This is a genomic window from Shewanella sp. YLB-07, assembly GCF_009377275.1.
Window position 1 is genome coordinate 20,319 of the sequence record NZ_VOQB01000001.1, and the last position, 16,532, is coordinate 36,850.

Below are 16,532 nucleotides of genomic sequence, written 5' to 3' on the forward strand. Positions count from 1 at the left end.
TTTAGCTCTCCCTTTTTTTTGTAAAAAATTCATTTTAAAAGAAGCCCTATCAAGGAGCCAAAGAAGATGCCTAATGAAATAACACTTTTAGAACCCAACAAGCATTCAGACGTTAAAGTTTCAAAACCCAACTATTCACAAGTTGCCAATCAACATATTCTCCCTATCACCCTTCATGAGTTCTCTAGAGCAGCAACTGAATACCCAATTGTTTTTGTTAAAAATAGTGAAACAGGTCAGTTCCAACCTGTCGTCATGCTAGGTCTCCAGCCTGAGCAAAATTTAAGTGTGGTTAATGGTGAGTGGATAGGAAGCTATATTCCTAACATTGTAAAAGATTACCCATTTGCTGTTGTGTTAAATGCAGAGCAGCCTGAGAAAATATGGATAGGGATCAAAGAGCAATCTGCTCAAGTAGGGACTGAAGTGGGTGAGCCCCTTTTTAATGCTGGTGAAGAAACACCTTTCTTCACTAAGCGTAGAGAAGAAATCGTACAACATTTCGAGCAAGAGCAGGCAACTCAAGCTATTTTGCAATTAATCGCCGAAAAGGGTTTATTCAGACAACAATCGTTGACTGTCAATATCAAAGGTGACCAACGTAATATAAATGGCTTATATATGATAGATGAAGCCAAACTTAATGACCTAAATGATGATGACTTTCTTGATTTGAAAAAAAGAGGCCTATTGGGACCCATCTATGGTCATTTAACGTCTTTGCATCAAGTCAATCGTTTAGCAAGAACTGAGGTTTCAAAAGGTTAATATAGGAGTCTATTAATGCCAGAAAAAAACAAGATCACTAAGGTATTAATTGTTGGTGGTGGAACTGCAGGCTGGTTAGCTGCGAATCATCTTGGTAAACGTTTTTCTGATCTAGATGGGCCTAACATTGAGGTGACTTTGATTGAGTCACCTAATATCCCTAATATTGGTGTAGGGGAAGGTACAGTGCCTATGATGCGTGAAACTTTACGTTATCTGGGAATCGATGAAGGTTATTTTGTCCAATCTTGTGATGCTACCTTTAAGCAGAGCATTAAATTTGTCGATTGGCTATACAACCCCAAAGAGAAAAGTCACTCGTATCACCATCTTTTTGATTATCCTGTGAGTCATGATTCTGCTTTTTATTGGCATAAAACATCTGCTTCGAGTCGTGATAGTTTTGCCAATTCTGTATCTGTGCAAGGTGTGTTAGCTGATGCAGGTTTTGGGCCTAGACTTGTCACTCAACCTCAGTTTCAAGGAGTCACTAGTTACGCTTATCATCTGGATGCACGTAAGTTTTCAGCGGTATTAAGGCTTAATGCCTTATCCAAATTTGGCGTATCCCACATTCTTGATGATGTGCTTGAGGTCACTCTATCTGATAATGGCGATATTTCTACTGTGTCAACGAGTCAGAATGGGGAGTTAGAGGCTGATTTATTTATCGATTGTACAGGGTTTAGTGCGCGGCTTATTGAAAAAGCTTGCAAGGTACCATTTGTCGATAAAGGGGACGTACTGTTTGTTGATTCTGCGCTAGCCGTTCAAGTTCCCTATGAAAAAACTGATGATGCAATTCCTTGCTTTACTTTATCGACAGCTAAAGAAGCTGGCTGGATTTGGGACATCGGCTTAACTGAGCGAAGAGGAGTTGGCTACGTCTATTCAAGTCGCCATAGCTCTAGGCAAGACGCTGAAAAAGTACTCTCAGAATATCTGGGCGGAAAAGTGAGTGAAGCTGAGTTTAGGCATATCCCCATGCGTATCGGTTATCGCGAGAAAGCTTGGCATCGTAATTGTGTTGCTATAGGTTTATCCGGTGGGTTTGTTGAGCCTTTAGAAGCGACGGGTTTACTTGTTTTTGATGTAACTTCAAGAATGCTAGCTGAGTGTATTCCTAATAAGTTGAGTAGTATGCCTTTAGTTGCTGAACGCTTTAATAAGCGGACTGCAGAGACTTGGAATAAGGTCATTGATTTTATTAAACTTCATTATGTGGTTTCTAAACGTAATGACACTGAGTTTTGGAGCGATAATCGCAAAGAAGCCTCTATACCAGATTCTCTGAAGCAAAAGCTTGCTCTATGGTCCTCTGAGCTGCCCAATCGTTATGATTTCACTTCGACTCTTGAGATTTTTAATCTAGAGAATTACCAGTATGTACTTTATGGGATGGACTTTGATACAGACTTAGGCTGTTCTGAAGTTTCAAAAGATGGCTTAGATAAATTCTTATCTGAACAGAATAAGATTGCTGAATTTATTCATCAAGCTAAAACTCAGCTTGAGCCTCATCGTGAGTTAATTGACAAAATTCATAAGTTTGGCATACAAAAAGTGTAAATATTAAGATGAAGGAGATATCTAGTGTCTCCTTCATCTTATTGTTTTATCTAGAGACCTGCTTTAAAAACTCAGAATGTAACATGGTTGATTTAACGGCTTGTTCTTGTTGTTGCGCTAACCTCTGTAAAATATTTTGAATTTCATATCCCGAAGCCGGTTGACTGAGGTCAGGTGTATGATCCATTCCATATAAGATAAAACGATAGTTTTCATCATTGAAAATGGTGCCATAGCCACCAGCCAAATCCATAAATTCACAGGTCTTGTTACGCCATAATTCAAGTTTTTCAGGTAAGCCCTTAGCATAGGCTGCTGTTTTAGCCGCCTGCTTCCAAAACTCAGTATCGTCCCGATCGCTGAGACAGTAGTGCAATATGATAAACTGCCTCAGGTCTTGGTATATCCCATTTAATGTCTTGTTATAGGAGTCTCGAACCGGTTGAGTCGGGGCATTTGAAGATAAATGGGTCGCTAATAAACGAGCTCCAAGATTGACAATATGTAGCCCTGTTGATTCAAGAGGCTCTATGAAACCACCGGATAAACCAATGCTTATGCAGTTACCTATCCAAAACTCTTTTCTACAGCCTATCTTCATATCAAGGTGGACAGTTCTTAGGATTTCTTGGCTATCACCAAGGTGTTCTAATAGCTCTGCTTCCGCTTCCTCTTTTGTTAGTCTGTTCCCATCATACACATAGCCAGTCCCTTGACGGTTTGAAAGATCTATTTCCCAGGCCCAGCCGTTAGTCAAAGCTGTTGCAAGGGTATAGGGTTTAGGGGGTTGGCCCAATAGAGGTTTTCTTTGGATTGCAACGGCTTTATTACAAGGGAGTTCTTGTTCAAATGATTGCCAATTATTTTCCCTTAATGATTCTATTAATAAGCCTTTGAAGCCCGTGCAATCAATGAAAATATCAGAGGTAAATTCTCCCTTATCTGTAATGATTGAAGTAATGGTTTCACCATTAGTTTTAACATGTTCCACATTAGCTTCAATATGCTCGACACCAGCTGCGCAAGCTTTCTTACGAAGGTACTTCCCCATTAATATCGCATCTAAATGGTAACCGTAAGGAACTATGCCTTGGTACTGAGGTGAAGTCGCTGCTTTAGGGCAGTTTGCGTTGCTTATTAGTTCAGATGAGATACTTGTTGCTTGCGCGTAGCTAACGCGTTTAGGAGACTGAATCCATGCTGTTGCATTATCTAATGGACCCGCAGGCCTTTGTTGCTCGAAAGGGTGGAAATACTCATGGGTTTGACCATCCTTAGGTTTCATCCAATTACGGAACATGATTCCGCTTTTCAACGTTGCGTTAGTTTCTCTTAGTAGCTCGTTCTCATCTAAGCCCATAGCGGCAAAGAAAAATCTGATACTGTGTACTGTCGCTTCACCTACACCAATTGTACCGACGTCTTTACTTTCTACTAGTCTAATCTTTACCCTTCCTCCAGATTGATTGTAGAGTCGCTGCAAATACATAGCAGTCATCCAGCCTGAACTACCGCCGCCAACAATTGTGATACTTTTAATTGCTTCTTTAGCCATGTATACCTCTTGTTAAATCAATAGCATTGCGATACCGGAAAGAATTATCCATCCAGCAAAAAATATTTTAAGTCCTTTCACCGGGAGGTGTAGTGCTAGCTTCTTTGCCAAAATGCCGCCTAGGATAGCGCCTGGCCCCGCGAATAAGACCACATTGAAATAGGCGTCACCTTGGTTAGATAGGTGTATTGGACTAACAGACCAGACTGTAAGCGCTGTGACGATTACGCCCAGAGCAATAGCTAAGGTTGGCGTTGTCTTTTTCAGGAGTAAGTAGATAACGATGACTTCGCCCACGCCTACTGACAGCCAAGCTGTTATTATTCCGCCAACATAAGCTAAAAGTGAAAGTTGCAGGACCTCATTTCGATTCAGTACACGATGCTGAGTTGTACTTGTTAGCGTTATGCTGCTTAAGAGAATCGCGAAACCTAGCACGATAGAGAACAAACTGAAGCCATGCTCAAGCGAAGTAGGTGCTTGAATCGCGAAAACTTGTGTGGTCCAGATCCCGGCTATGGAAAATGGAGAGCAAATACAGATTAGTTTAACAAGTTCTCTTCGCAGGCCTGATTGATTCTCTTTTTTAAAGTGAAACCACCAGGTTAGTGCACCAGCAGTCATGCCGAAGCATTGAATAGCGAAAGATGTCGATATGCTTTGTTCATTGCTGAAGTTGAGACTGCTAAAGACTGGGATAAAAATAACGCCTCCGCCAGCGCCTGTTGAATTAGCGAAGATAGCGCCTGTGATCCCAAGGAAGATGTAATGAAGGTAGTCACGGGTAAGTTCAACGGGATTAGAGAATTGAAATGCCCAAATAGACCAAAGACTAGCTAAACCTAGAAACAGAAATACTGGTTTAGAGATGACAATTGTTCTGCTTTTATTGTGCTCGCTCATGGTAGGTTCACTTTGTTATATTTTTTAGGTGCCTATTTATCACACTAACATCTGAGGTGATGTTATCAACTTTTGACAGCGTTGTCATATTTTGGTGTTTTGAATGAGGTGCTTTGAGAAAAACAAGCCATAGCGATATAGATCTCATCTGTGCTGAACAGAAAAAGTCATAAATCAATGTCAAAAAAATGTAGATATTCTGTTCGCTCTTGTGTATGTTTGTGAATGACAGCGTTGTCATCTGCTTGTGTGATGAGTTGTCTTGTAAGGTCTGCATGGATAGGAAGAGGTCTCCTGATTCATGTTTTTGGCAGATGTAATAGGGTAAAACTGAATTACATTTGTGTTTGAAATTTCAATAGTCTCTCCCCAGAAACTAGACTTGGCTAGGTGTTTTATCAGTATTTATGTGATGAATCACCTAGCTTTTTTTTATGTGGGTTTTGACCATTTGGAATAGTTTTTGAAGTTGTAAGCGAAAAAATCCAAACACTCTTGCTCATGCTAATAGAAAGATGATCCAGGTTTAAGGTGTATAAGAGAGGCGCTACAATTGATGAGAGAGTTTAACCTTGTAAACAGATAACTGAGGTTACTCAGATGACTTCCTTCAAGGCCCCACCTTCAATCTATCTCACATCTTTTAGAACTAGCCAGTTTGAGCTTAATGTTTGTCTAGGTTTGCGTCAGTGAGTATGAACTGACATTATTTAGTATTGACATAAAATCAACATATTGTAGTCCACAGTCTCAGATACAGCTTAGCGCCTTAAAGGTGAGATAGAGGTGTAAGTTCTGGTTATATCAAGGGGAAAGATTGCGGGTAAGCTAGCTCATTTCATCTTGAAATGAGAGGACATTGAATCATAGTAGAGGGATAGAATGAAATTGAAGTTGATCACTGCCGCAATAACACTGGTGCTAGCAACGAGTGCTTGCTCCGATGTAAAAACTGAAACGAATAAGCAAGTGTCTGCCGAGTCCAGTCAAGCTATGGCTAATAGCCTAGATCAAGCACAATTGAACACGCTTGGGGATACATTAGATATCAAGTATCGTTTAGTGACTAACTATCCAGAAGGATGTCCGACTTCCGGTGTCGATGGCCGTTGCTTCACGGCGCAGATAGATCTGACTTCAGCTGTCGACTTAGATAGCCAAGATTGGTCTATCTATTTCAGTCAGATGCGCCCCGTAAAGTCTGTGAGTTCAGCTGAGTTTACTATTACTCGAGTGAAAGGCGATCTACATAAGATAGCGCCAACCCCTGAGTTTAAAGGACTTAAGAAGGGTGTCACTAAGACAATAGAGTTTGAAGGTGAGCTATGGCAACTATCTGAAACCGATGCGATGCCAAATTATTATCTGGTATCAGGAGAGTTAGCGCCAGTTCTTATCAAGAGCACGGCAGTGACCCAGGACAGTGAAACCGGCATGGAGCTTCGTCCCTATGCCGTGTCCTTCACCGATGAAGGTAAACAGTATAAGCGAAGTGATACCGATAAAGTGAAGTGGGCAACACCTGAAATACTTTTTCAGGCTAACCAGGGAATAGATTTTGAGCCTGAATTGGTCACTAATACCATAATTCCTACGCCTCTGAAAGTTGAAGTCAGTTCAACCGATAAGCCAGTATCCCTAAAAAGCGGCATCAAGCTTGAGCTTAATGATGTTAAACGCCAAGCCATAGATGCTGCTGTTGCTCGTCTGAGCCGCATCGGTGTCGAAGAGTCATCGTTTGGTTTAGCTGTCAGCTTCTTACCACTGGAAATGAAGTCAACACCAGGCTCATACCTGTTAGATATCACCAAAAATAAAATCACTATTTCTGCGGCGGATGATGCAGGGTTTTCCTATGGCCTATCTTCACTGACCAGCCTTCTCGATAGTCATGACTTGGTTATTAACACCATGAAAGTCGAAGACTCTCCCCGTTATGATTTTCGCGGTATGCATATCGATGTGTCGAGAAACTTCCACAGCAAGCAGTTGGTGCTGGATATGTTAGATCAGATGGCGGCCTATAAACTGAATAAGCTTCATCTGCATATGGCCGACGATGAAGGTTGGCGTTTAGAGATAGACGGCTTACCTGAGCTTACCGATATCGGCAGCAAGCGATGTCATGACTTGAGTGAAACCAGATGTCTGTTACCTCAGCTTGGTAGTGGCCCGTTTGCCGATGCTAAGGTTAATGGCTATTACTCTAAAGCCGATTATATCGAGATCTTAAAATATGCCGGCGCCAGGCAGATTCAGGTCATTCCCTCAATGGATATGCCGGGACACTCAAGAGCCGCCATCAAGTCGATGGAAGCGCGTTACCGTAAGTTAGCTGCAACTGGCGATATAAAAGGTGCCGATGAGTTTCGCTTAATAGATCCCAAAGACACCACTGTTTATTCATCGATTCAATACTATGACGATAACACCCTTAACGTGTGTCTGGAGTCGACCTTTCACTTCGTCGATAAGGTTATCGATGAGATAGCTAAATTGCACCAACAAGCGGGCCAGCCTCTGTCTGTCTATCATATCGGTGCCGATGAAACTGCCGGTGCTTGGTTAGACTCACCTTTATGTAAAGCGTTTCTTGCCGACAATAAGCAAGGGGTAACTAGCAGCGATGAATTTGGTGCTTATTTTGTCGAGCGAGTATCGAATATCTTACATGATAAGGGGATAGAGCCTGCGGGTTGGAGTGATGGGATGAGCCATACTCGTCCTGAAAATATGCCCGAAGTCTCCCAAACTAATGTATGGGATGTTATCTCACATAATGGTTTTCGCCGCGCACACCAGCAAGCAAATTTAGGTTGGGATGCGGTATTGGGTATACCTGAGATGCTTTATTTTGACTTCCCCTATGAGGCAGATCCTAAAGAGCATGGATATTACTGGGCGAGTCGTAACACCAACGAGCGTAAGTTATATGGTTTTATGCCAGACAACTTGCCGGCTAATGCTGAGCAGTGGACCGATATTCAAGGTAAGCCCTTCGAAGCCGATGACACAGAGAAGCGAGATGAAGCTGGTAAGCTAGTCAGTGGCCCAATGAAGGAGGGGAGGTTATTTACCGGGCTTCAGGGCCAGATCTGGAGTGAAACGCTCAGAAGCGATTCAGTAGTTGAATACATGACCTTTCCACGTCTACTCATTTTGGCGGAGAAAGCCTGGCACAAGGCGAGCTGGGAAGTGCCTTATCAATATAAAGGGGCCGTCTATAATCAAACTAGTGGTTACTTTACCCAAGAGATGCGCAATGAGCAGGCGAGTCAGTGGGCTGTGTTAGCCAATACTCTGGGACAGAAAGAATTAGTTAAACTGGATAAGGCTGGCATCGAATACCGGGTACCGACTGTAGGGGCGCATATACATGACGGACAGCTGCTGACGAACCTTATCTACCCAGGTTTAACCGTCGAGTATCGAGTCAATGGTGGTGAATGGCTTGTTTATCATTCGCCAGTTGCTGTCGATGGCCAAGTAGAAGTTAGAGCCGTAGCAGCCGATGGTAAGAGGAAAGGGCGTTCCTTAATTGTCAGATAACATGGGGTTAACACTTGTGGCTGCGTTTTTCCAGTAAATGCAGCCAGTTTAATTCCCATCCGCTGTGGTGCTTTCAGCCGAGTGAAGGCTAATTTCTTCAGCTTAAACAAAATAAATGACAGCGCTGTCATTTATGTTGTAACATGAAGTTAACTTAGTCAGTGAGCAAGGCATCAGCGAATAACGCTAAGTCTTGGATAAAAAAACTGTGAATGAGGTCTGTATGAGTGTGAACCAGACGAAGGAGAAACCGTTGTTTATAGGTATTGATGGTGGCGGCAGTAAATGCAGGGCAACAATTTACTCTAGCGAAGATGGTGTAATTGGTACTGGTGTAGCTGGGCGTGCAAATCCACTTCACGGTTTATCACAGACATTTGATTCCATTCAGATGTCGACCGAGCTAGCGTTAAAAGATGCTGGAATGAGCTTAAGCGACAGTAAGGCACTCGTTGCTGGAGTCGGACTTGCTGGGGTGAATGTCCCCAGGCTTTATCAAGATATCGTCAACTGGCAACATCCCTTTGCCGATATGTTTGTTACGACGGATCTACATACCGCGTGTATCGGCGCCCACCGTGGCGGTGAAGGTGCGGTGATCATTACGGGAACAGGCTCTTGCGGCTATGCTCATGTGGATGATAAGCATCTGTATCTCGGTGGCCATGGTTTCGCTCTCGGCGATAAAGGCAGTGGTGCCTGGTTAGGATTAAAGGCAGCCGAGCAAGCTTTGTTACATCTCGATGGCTTCGCAGATAAAACCATACTGACCGAGCGTATCCTCAATCATTTCAAGGTTCATAACGCCATGGGCATAGTCGAAAACCTAGCCGGCCAAACTTCCAGTGTTTACGCCAAGCTAGCCAGAACCGTACTTGAATGTGCTAATGAGCAAGATCATGTTGCCAAAGAAATCGTTAAAGAGGGGGCTGCCTATATCAGTGAGCTCGCTCGTAAACTCTTCGAAGTGAATCCCCCGCGTTTTTCTATGATAGGTGGATTGGCAGAGCCTCTGGCTCCATGGTTAGATAAAGATGTCATCGTTAAGTTATCGCCAACGTTAGCTCCTCCTGAGCTTGGGGCGACCTATTTTGCGCGTCAAAAATTTAGGGTCAAGAAGACATGAAGCAGACAATAATCGCTAAGCGCGTATTCGATGGTGAGCAGTTTCATAATGACCTGCCTATCACTATAGAAGATGGTCATATTCTTGCCTTGAACAGTGTCGCTGGTGCAAAAGAGATAAGAGTCGATGGGACCTTGGTTCCTGGATTTATCGATGTTCAGGTGAATGGTGGTGGCGGTGCATTATTTAACGGCGAACCTTCAGTCGAGTGCATAGAAACCATAGGCAGCGCTCATGCAAAGTTTGGCACCACAGGTTTCTTACCGACATTAATTACCGACGATGTCGACGTCATGAGCCGAGCGGCGGATGCCGTAGCCGCCTCATTGATTAAAGGCAGCGCCGGGGTTTTAGGTGTGCATTTTGAAGGTCCACACCTGTCTATTCCAAAGAAAGGGGTTCATCCTCAATCTCATATTCGTGGTATATCCGACGCTGAGCTTGAGATCTTTAGCCGTGATGACTTAGGATTAAAAATGGTCACCTTAGCGCCCGAAAATGTGTCGCTGGATGTGATTAAAGCCTTAGTCGCTGCCGATGTCAGAGTATGCCTCGGTCATTCTAATGCCGATTATGAAACCGTAGTCGCGGCATTAGAGGCTGGGGCAACAGGCTTCACACATCTCTTTAATGCTATGTCCCCCTTCGGTTCCCGTGAGCCGGGTATGGTCGGAGCGGCAATCGAGAGCCGAGATGCCTGGTGTGGACTCATCGTCGACGGTCACCATGTGCATGCTGCCGCGGCTAGAGTGGCAATTTACGCTAAGCCAAGAGGCAAGGTGATGTTAGTCACAGATGCTATGCCACCTGTAGGTCTCGATGAGGAAACCAGTTTCGAACTCTTTGGCACTCAGGTCATACGTCAGGGTGATAGGTTAAATGCTGTGACGGGTGAGCTGGCCGGCTGTGTATTAGACATGGCAGGAGCGATTAGAAACACGGTCAAGATGCTAGGTTTACCCTTAGATGAAGCGATTCGTATGGGCTCTTTGTACCCAGCTGAGTACTTAGGTTTAGCCAAAAGGCAGGGGCAAATAAGTGTGGGCAGTCGAGCAGACCTAGTATTGTTAAACGATGAGCTGAAAGTACAGCAGACATTGATAGGCGGCACATCTGTCTTTAAGGCCTAGCATTATCCATTAATATAAAGCCCTAGCAATATGTCTGGGGCTTTATGTTATCTAGAGTTTGTCTATAAAAGCATAATAAAAAATAGAAATAATAATAAACGATAAAATATAGGGAAATCGTAATGGAAGCGAGTCTTGCTAAAGCACCTAAACGCAGGTTGATGTCGCTCGATGCTCTAAGGGGCTTCGATATGTTCTGGATTTTAGGCGGTGAAGCTCTCTTTGCCGGTTTGTTGACCTGGAGCAGTTGGCAAGGATGGAAATGGGCAGATGCTCAAATGCATCATAGCCAATGGCATGGTTTTACTTTCTACGATCTGATATTTCCTCTCTTTATCTTTCTCTCAGGTGTTGCGCTTGGTTTATCTCCTAAACGCTTAGATAAGCTACCTATTGCCCAGAGAATACCACTCTATAAGCATTCAGTGAAACGACTCTTCTTGTTACTCTTCTTTGGTGTGCTCTATAACCATGGTTGGGGTACCGGTGCACCAGTAGCCATAGATGAAGTGAGGTACGCCAGTGTTCTGGGTCGTATTGCATTCGCCTGGTTTTTTGCTGCCATGTTAGTCTGGCATACCAGCTTAAGAACCCAAATTTTTGTTACTTTAGGGATATTGATAGCTTATGGGCTGTTGCAGTTATTTGTTCCATTCCCTGGTGGGACAGCGGGGGTGTTTACCCCACAAGGGACGATCAACGCTTATGTTGATACACACTTTTTACCTGGGATCACTTATCAGAATAGACCTTTAGATCCCGAAGGGATCCTGTCAACGATCCCTGCAGTTGCCAATGCCATGATCGGAGTATTTGTCGGTCACTTTATTGTTAAGGAACACAAGAAAGGTGAGTGGACTAAAGTGGCTTACTTGTTACTTGTCGGTGCTGTTATTTTAGCCTTGGGCTGGTTGGTCAATCTGGTTATTCCTGTGAATAAAGATCTTTGGACCAGTTCCTTCGCGCTGGTAACCGCAGGATGGAGCATCATATTGTTAGCCGTTTTCTACGCTCTGGTTGATGTGCTTAAGTGGCAAAAAATTGCGTTTCCGTTTGTGGTTATTGGTTGTAATGCCATCATCATCTATCTGGCATCTAGTTTAGTTAATTGGAAGTACACGGCCCAGAGTCTGTTCGGTGGTGTGGTTAATTCCTTCCCGATTGCAGCTCAAGCCCTAATAGGTGTTATTGCTCTGCTGCTCGTACAGTGGCTGGTTCTATATTGGATGTATAAACGAAATATTTTCATTAAGGTTTAAGTTTTAACCAATATGATTCGATGGTTTTAGCCTGAAATTGGCGTCAACAGGTTTTGAACAAAAGGTAATGACAGCGTTGTCTTTTTGGTTGTTCTGTTTTAACATCGATGAAACAAAGTCTATTCTATCTATTTGATAGGTGACTTTTGACTGTAAATCTAGTGTATTAATAAGAAGTGATATCAGCTGTACCTGATATCTAAAATAAAATTATAAGAAGCAGGCTTATGGAAATGACAGTAAATAGTGAAAATAAACGTAGTAATTTTATTCCGATGGCAATTGTCGCCGGGCTATTTTTTATTTTAGGTTTCGCGACCTGGCTCAATGGTTCATTGATGCCTTATCTGAAGCAGATCCTTCAGTTAACCCCCCTTCAAGCGTCTCTTATCCTCTTCTCATTTTATATCGCGGTGACTTTTACAGCCTTACCTTCGGCTTGGCTGATAAGAAAGGTCGGATATAAAACCGGAATGGCGTTAGGCATGGGGATCATGATGATTGCTGGCCTGCTATTTATTCCTGCGGCTAAGACGCAAATCTTTGGCTTGTTCTTATTTGCCCAGCTTGTCATGGGAGCGGGGCAAACTTTGCTTCAAACCGCAGTTAACCCTTATGTTGTCCGCCTCGGTCCAGAGGAGTCGGCCGCAGCGCGAGTCAGTGTGATGGGAATATTGAACAAAGGCGCCGGCGTTATCGCACCATTAGTCTTCAGTGCCCTTATTCTTGATAGCTTCAGAGACCGAGTGGGGATGGAGCTCACTCCTGCACATATCGATGAGATGGCCAATAGCTTGGTATTTCCTTATCTAGGTATGGCCGTATTCATTGGTTTATTAGCCATTTTAGTTAAGAAGTCATCTCTCCCTGAACTGGAAAATGAAGAAGATGATGTGGAAGCCAGCGGTAAAGGCCATACGAGAGAAGCCTTATCTCATCCCAATTTAGCATTAGGTGTTGTAGCACTCTTCTTTTACGTTGCTGTGGAGGTGATAGCTGGTGACACTATTGGCATATTTGCACTATCACTTGGCATTGAAAGCTATGGTGTAATGACCTCATATACCATGATCTGTATGGTTGTCGGTTATATCATCGGCATCTTAACCATTCCTCGCTTTATCTCTCAGCCGAAGGCGTTAATGGTTTCAGCTATTTTAGGCATGGTGCTGACGCTAGGGATCTTGTTTGGTGACAATGAGTCTTATGCCATTGCAAACGCAGTATTAGTACCCTTTGGTGGCGCTCAGCTACCCGATACCTTATTGATGATTGCTCTACTTGGACTCGCCAATGCCATAGTATGGCCTGCTGTATGGCCGTTAGCACTCTCAGGTATGGGCAAGCTCACAAGTACTGGTTCAGCACTTCTAGTCATGGGTATTGCTGGTGGCGCATTCGGGCCACTGTTTTGGGGCTTAACCAGCTCGGCTACACCCTTAGGTATTCAAGGTGGCTATATGGTGATGTTCCCTTGTTACCTGTTTATCCTTTTCTATGCGGTGAAAGGCCATAAGATGAAAAGCTGGAAGTAATTGTTATTTGCTTTTCACATCCCCAAAAGGAGCCTTAAGGCTCCTTTTTTGTGCCCGGCATATTCATATGCAGCTATCGAGTTATATGGCTGTATGTAGCTTGTATAGAGTATCTAGGCTTTAGGGATAAGGCACCAGGATAAAAGCAGGGGAATATTAGATAGAAAGCTAAGCATGGACTCTCAGTAGAGTCAGGAACCTACTGCTGCGCGTATATTGCTGAGATTTAGCGCGTAAGTTAGTTACCCTACCAACTGAGCTATGCTGGCCTGAGCTGTAATTCGTTTCGAGAAGATAATTTCTAGGCATAAAAAAGCCACTCAAAGAGTGGCTTCGTCGTATATGGTGCCGGCACCAAGAGTCGGCTTTTTGTAAGATAGAGGGACCTACTGCTGCTCGTGTAAAGAGTAAGTCAGTTGCTCTACCAACTAAGCTATGCCGGCTTGAGCTTTTACCAGGGGAATTTCAGACACAAAAAAGCCACTAATTAAAGTGGCTTGCTTGTTCTTCTTAAGGAAGATGGTGCCGGCACCAAGAGTCGAAGCTCCGGTGGAAGTAACCTACTGATTCATCCGACAGAGTCATAAAATTTAGACATAAAAAAGCCCCGAACAATGTCGAGGCTTTTTTATTGTATGGTGCCGGCACCAAGAGTCGAACTCGGGACCTACTGATTACAAGTCAGTTGCTCTACCAACTGAGCTATGCCGGCTTATGCTTTAACAGTCATGGACTATTAATATAATGATGGTGCCCGAACCCGGAATCGAACCAGGGACACGAGGATTTTCAATCCTCTGCTCTACCGACTGAGCTATTCGGGCAACTAAACTAAGTGTTAGTCATCTACTTCAAATGAGTTTTAAACCAAGGCTTTAATGAGGAGTTTTAGTCCTGTCTCGTTTGGAGTGCGCGTATAATATAGCGATGTTATTAGCTGTGCAAGCAGTTTCTTGTCAAACGAGCTTAAGCTGTCAAAAACTATACAGTCAATCTTGTGAGGCCTGCGACCTAGCCTGAATAAAGCGATGTTCTTCTCCTGAGAGCGCTAAAAAGATCATTCAAGCCTTAGTTACCGAATGTAGCGAAATGTAGCAAAATGTAGCGAAGGGGACTCTTTGTTAACTAAAAGCTAACGGATGCTAATGGAAGGGACTGCAGCTCTTAGAATGAGTCAGTTAGTTGCGTTACCAACTGAGCTATGCTGGCTTGTTCATTAACTAATATATTTTAGACATAAAAAAGCCCCGAACAATGTCGAGGCTTTTTTATTATATGGTGCCGGCACCAAGAGTCGAACTCGGGACCTACTGATTACAAGTCAGTTGCTCTACCAACTGAGCTATGCCGGCTAAATGTTGGTGCCCGAACCCGGAATCGAACCAGGGACACGAGGATTTTCAATCCTCTGCTCTACCGACTGAGCTATTCGGGCAACTAAACTAAGTGTTAGTCATCTACTTCAAATGGCTTTTAAACATGAGTCTAAATAAGGCTGTTATACCTAGTTCGCTTGAAGTGGGCGTATCTTATAGCGCAGCCTTTCTACCTGCAAGTGCTATTTTGTCATAAACCTACCGTTCGGTTAGTTAGTGTGCAAACTAGGCCGGTATTTCTCCACACTGCAGTTCCTACTTCTATTCTATTTCACGCTCTAAAATTTCCCTAAAGCCCTGCAGAACACTCCCTTACCCCCTAAAATAAGATTCATTTACAAATGATTACCATTATTGATTGGCCTCTATAAGGTTTAAATGACTTAATAAAGAACAAAATAGATACAAGCTTCTAAAAAGTAGGAGTGTAGAGTCGATTTTTAGAGGTTTTAGTTTTAAAAATAGAACGTATTATGTGAGTCATAAGTTAATCAGCAGTTAATTATAAGGTCTGTCATGTTTCGTAATACAGAAAAATCCTATGGGGTCATAGCGATATTGGTTCATTGGATATCGGCAATGGCTGTTATAGGCCTGTTTGCTGCCGGGGTATGGATGGTTGAATTAACCTATTACAGTAGCTGGTATAAGACAGCGCCCGATCTACATAAAAGTGTCGGCATAGTCTTGTTTGTATTAACTATGGTAAGAATTGCCTGGAAGTTTGCTAATCCTAAGCCAGCACCATTAACGGAACATAAAAGTTGGGAAGTTAAAGCCGGGCATCTGGCCCATGGAGCTATCTATTTGTTATTGCTTTTAATCATGTGTAGTGGATATCTGATCTCTACAGCTGACGGACGAGGGATCGCCGTTTTCAATCTGTTTGAAGTTCCAGGAGTCGGTGAGTTGTTCGATAGCCAGGCCGATATTGCCGGTTTAGTTCATCAGTTTGCCGCATACAGTTTGATCGGACTTGTCGTCATACATATGTTAGGTGCATTTAAACACCACTTTTTTGATAAAGATTCAACACTGGTAAGAATGATCACGGTTTTAAAATAGAAGCTGATAAACAGATTATTTAAATAGAAAATTACAAACACAATCTTAATAAACAAAAGATTAGAAATAGAAAATCAGAAACAGATAAAAGGAAGATAGATTTATGAAAAAGACAATATTATCAAGAGCGATTTTAACCACGGCATTGGCAGGTTCTTTACTCTTGAGTGGTGCTGTATCGGCCACCGATTACGTCATCGACACTAAGGGGGCACATGCTTCAATAGACTTTAAGGTGAGTCACCTTGGTTATAGCTTCGTGGTGGGGCGTTTCAATGACTTTGAGGGCGATTTCAGTTTTGATGGCAAAAAATTAGCTGATGGTCATGTGAATGTGACGATTAAGACTGCCAGTCTAGATTCTAATCATGCCGAGCGAGACAAGCACTTGCGTAGCCCTGATTTCTTAAATACCGCCAAGTTCCCGGAGGCAAGCTTTAAGTCGAGCTCAATTGTTGATAAGGGCGAGGGGAATTTCTTGCTTAACGGTGATTTTACTCTCAACGGTGTGACTAAGCCTATTACGATACAAGCAAAAGCCATCGGTGAAGGGCAAGATCCTTGGGGCGGCTATCGTGCCGGTTTTACTGGTACCACTGAGTTTGCTTTGAAAGATTACAATATAAAGATGGACTTGGGTCCAGCATCATCCCATGTTCAGCTCGCTATTGTCGTAGAAGGTATCAGGCTGTAATCG

11 protein-coding genes and 5 tRNA genes are annotated in these 16,532 nt (G+C 43.2%); 9 read left to right on the plus strand and 7 right to left on the minus strand.

The window, feature by feature from the left end; all coding sequences use genetic code 11:
- Positions 1 to 66: 66 nt before the first annotated feature.
- Together FS373_RS00090 and FS373_RS00095 are read left to right on the plus strand one after the other, a co-directional pair.
- The gene (locus tag FS373_RS00090) at positions 67 to 768 is read left to right on the plus strand and encodes a SapC family protein (protein WP_144047664.1); all 702 of its coding nucleotides are present in this window, start codon (positions 67 to 69) and stop codon (positions 766 to 768) included.
- Positions 769 to 783: 15 nt separating this feature from the next.
- Complete coding sequence (locus FS373_RS00095; RefSeq protein WP_144047663.1) at positions 784 to 2,337, plus strand: tryptophan halogenase family protein; 1,554 nt, start codon at positions 784 to 786, stop codon at positions 2,335 to 2,337.
- Between the two features lie 46 nt (positions 2,338 to 2,383).
- On the opposite strand, the gene FS373_RS00100 is transcribed toward FS373_RS00095, so the two are convergent.
- Entirely contained in the window at positions 2,384 to 3,892 is a 1,509-nt protein-coding gene (locus FS373_RS00100) for a tryptophan halogenase family protein (RefSeq protein WP_144047662.1), read from the minus strand.
- Between the two features lie 12 nt (positions 3,893 to 3,904).
- The gene (locus FS373_RS00105) at positions 3,905 to 4,795 is read right to left on the minus strand and encodes a sulfite exporter TauE/SafE family protein (protein ID WP_144047661.1); all 891 of its coding nucleotides are present in this window, start codon (positions 4,793 to 4,795) and stop codon (positions 3,905 to 3,907) included.
- 882 nt (positions 4,796 to 5,677) lie between these two features.
- Here FS373_RS00105 and FS373_RS00110 point away from each other — a divergent pair.
- From FS373_RS00110 to nagP, 5 genes are all read left to right on the plus strand, one after another.
- Positions 5,678 to 8,344: a family 20 glycosylhydrolase gene (locus tag FS373_RS00110; RefSeq protein ID WP_152828826.1), complete on the plus strand. Its 2,667-nt coding sequence runs from the start codon at positions 5,678 to 5,680 to the stop codon at positions 8,342 to 8,344.
- A 223-nt stretch (positions 8,345 to 8,567) separates the two neighbouring features.
- Complete coding sequence (nagK, locus tag FS373_RS00115) at positions 8,568 to 9,470, plus strand: N-acetylglucosamine kinase (RefSeq protein WP_144047659.1); 903 nt, start codon at positions 8,568 to 8,570, stop codon at positions 9,468 to 9,470.
- A complete protein-coding gene (gene nagA / locus FS373_RS00120; RefSeq protein ID WP_144047658.1) occupies positions 9,467 to 10,600 on the plus strand; it encodes an N-acetylglucosamine-6-phosphate deacetylase in 1,134 nt (377 codons plus the stop codon). Before nagK ends, nagA begins: the two co-directional genes overlap by 4 nt.
- Before the next feature lie 122 nt (positions 10,601 to 10,722).
- Positions 10,723 to 11,859, plus strand: coding sequence for a transmembrane glucosamine N-acetyltransferase NagX (gene nagX, locus FS373_RS00125; RefSeq protein WP_144047657.1), 1,137 nt, complete (start codon positions 10,723 to 10,725; stop codon positions 11,857 to 11,859).
- A gap of 227 nt (positions 11,860 to 12,086) precedes the next feature.
- A complete protein-coding gene (gene nagP, locus FS373_RS00130) occupies positions 12,087 to 13,394 on the plus strand; it encodes an N-acetylglucosamine MFS transporter NagP (RefSeq protein WP_407695610.1) in 1,308 nt (435 codons plus the stop codon).
- A gap of 343 nt (positions 13,395 to 13,737) precedes the next feature.
- Here the strand turns inward: nagP and FS373_RS00135 are convergent.
- From FS373_RS00135 to FS373_RS00155, 5 genes are all read right to left on the minus strand, one after another.
- Positions 13,738 to 13,837, minus strand: a tRNA-OTHER gene (locus FS373_RS00135).
- A 193-nt stretch (positions 13,838 to 14,030) separates the two neighbouring features.
- Positions 14,031 to 14,106: transfer RNA gene (locus tag FS373_RS00140), tRNA-Thr, on the minus strand.
- Positions 14,107 to 14,142: 36 nt separating this feature from the next.
- Positions 14,143 to 14,218: transfer RNA gene (locus FS373_RS00145), tRNA-Phe, on the minus strand.
- Between the two features lie 452 nt (positions 14,219 to 14,670).
- A tRNA-Thr gene (locus tag FS373_RS00150) sits at positions 14,671 to 14,746 on the minus strand.
- 7 nt (positions 14,747 to 14,753) lie between these two features.
- Positions 14,754 to 14,829: transfer RNA gene (locus FS373_RS00155), tRNA-Phe, on the minus strand.
- Positions 14,830 to 15,286: 457 nt separating this feature from the next.
- Between FS373_RS00155 and FS373_RS00160 the strand changes: the two genes are divergently transcribed.
- Together FS373_RS00160 and FS373_RS00165 are read left to right on the plus strand one after the other, a co-directional pair.
- Positions 15,287 to 15,835 carry a cytochrome b gene (locus FS373_RS00160; protein ID WP_144047656.1) on the plus strand — a complete coding sequence of 183 codons (549 nt, stop codon included), beginning with the start codon at positions 15,287 to 15,289 and terminating at the stop codon, positions 15,833 to 15,835.
- A gap of 103 nt (positions 15,836 to 15,938) precedes the next feature.
- A complete protein-coding gene (locus FS373_RS00165; protein WP_144047655.1) occupies positions 15,939 to 16,529 on the plus strand; it encodes a YceI family protein in 591 nt (196 codons plus the stop codon).
- Positions 16,530 to 16,532: the final 3 nt, after the last annotated feature.

Excerpts from the sequence above, each read along its gene's own strand:
- FS373_RS00090 (WP_144047664.1), top strand. The coding sequence starts at position 67 with ATGCCTAATGAAATAACACTTTTAGAACCCAACAAGCATTCAGACGTT.
- FS373_RS00095 (WP_144047663.1), top strand. The coding sequence starts at position 784 with ATGCCAGAAAAAAACAAGATCACTAAGGTATTAATTGTTGGTGGTGGA.
- FS373_RS00100 (WP_144047662.1), bottom strand. The coding sequence starts at position 3,892 with ATGGCTAAAGAAGCAATTAAAAGTATCACAATTGTTGGCGGCGGTAGT.
- FS373_RS00105 (WP_144047661.1), bottom strand. The coding sequence starts at position 4,795 with ATGAGCGAGCACAATAAAAGCAGAACAATTGTCATCTCTAAACCAGTA.
- FS373_RS00110 (WP_152828826.1), top strand. The coding sequence starts at position 5,678 with ATGAAATTGAAGTTGATCACTGCCGCAATAACACTGGTGCTAGCAACG.
- nagK (WP_144047659.1), top strand. The coding sequence starts at position 8,568 with ATGAGTGTGAACCAGACGAAGGAGAAACCGTTGTTTATAGGTATTGAT.
- nagA (WP_144047658.1), top strand. The coding sequence starts at position 9,467 with ATGAAGCAGACAATAATCGCTAAGCGCGTATTCGATGGTGAGCAGTTT.
- nagX (WP_144047657.1), top strand. The coding sequence starts at position 10,723 with ATGGAAGCGAGTCTTGCTAAAGCACCTAAACGCAGGTTGATGTCGCTC.
- nagP (WP_407695610.1), top strand. The coding sequence starts at position 12,087 with ATGGAAATGACAGTAAATAGTGAAAATAAACGTAGTAATTTTATTCCG.
- FS373_RS00160 (WP_144047656.1), top strand. The coding sequence starts at position 15,287 with ATGTTTCGTAATACAGAAAAATCCTATGGGGTCATAGCGATATTGGTT.
- FS373_RS00165 (WP_144047655.1), top strand. The coding sequence starts at position 15,939 with ATGAAAAAGACAATATTATCAAGAGCGATTTTAACCACGGCATTGGCA.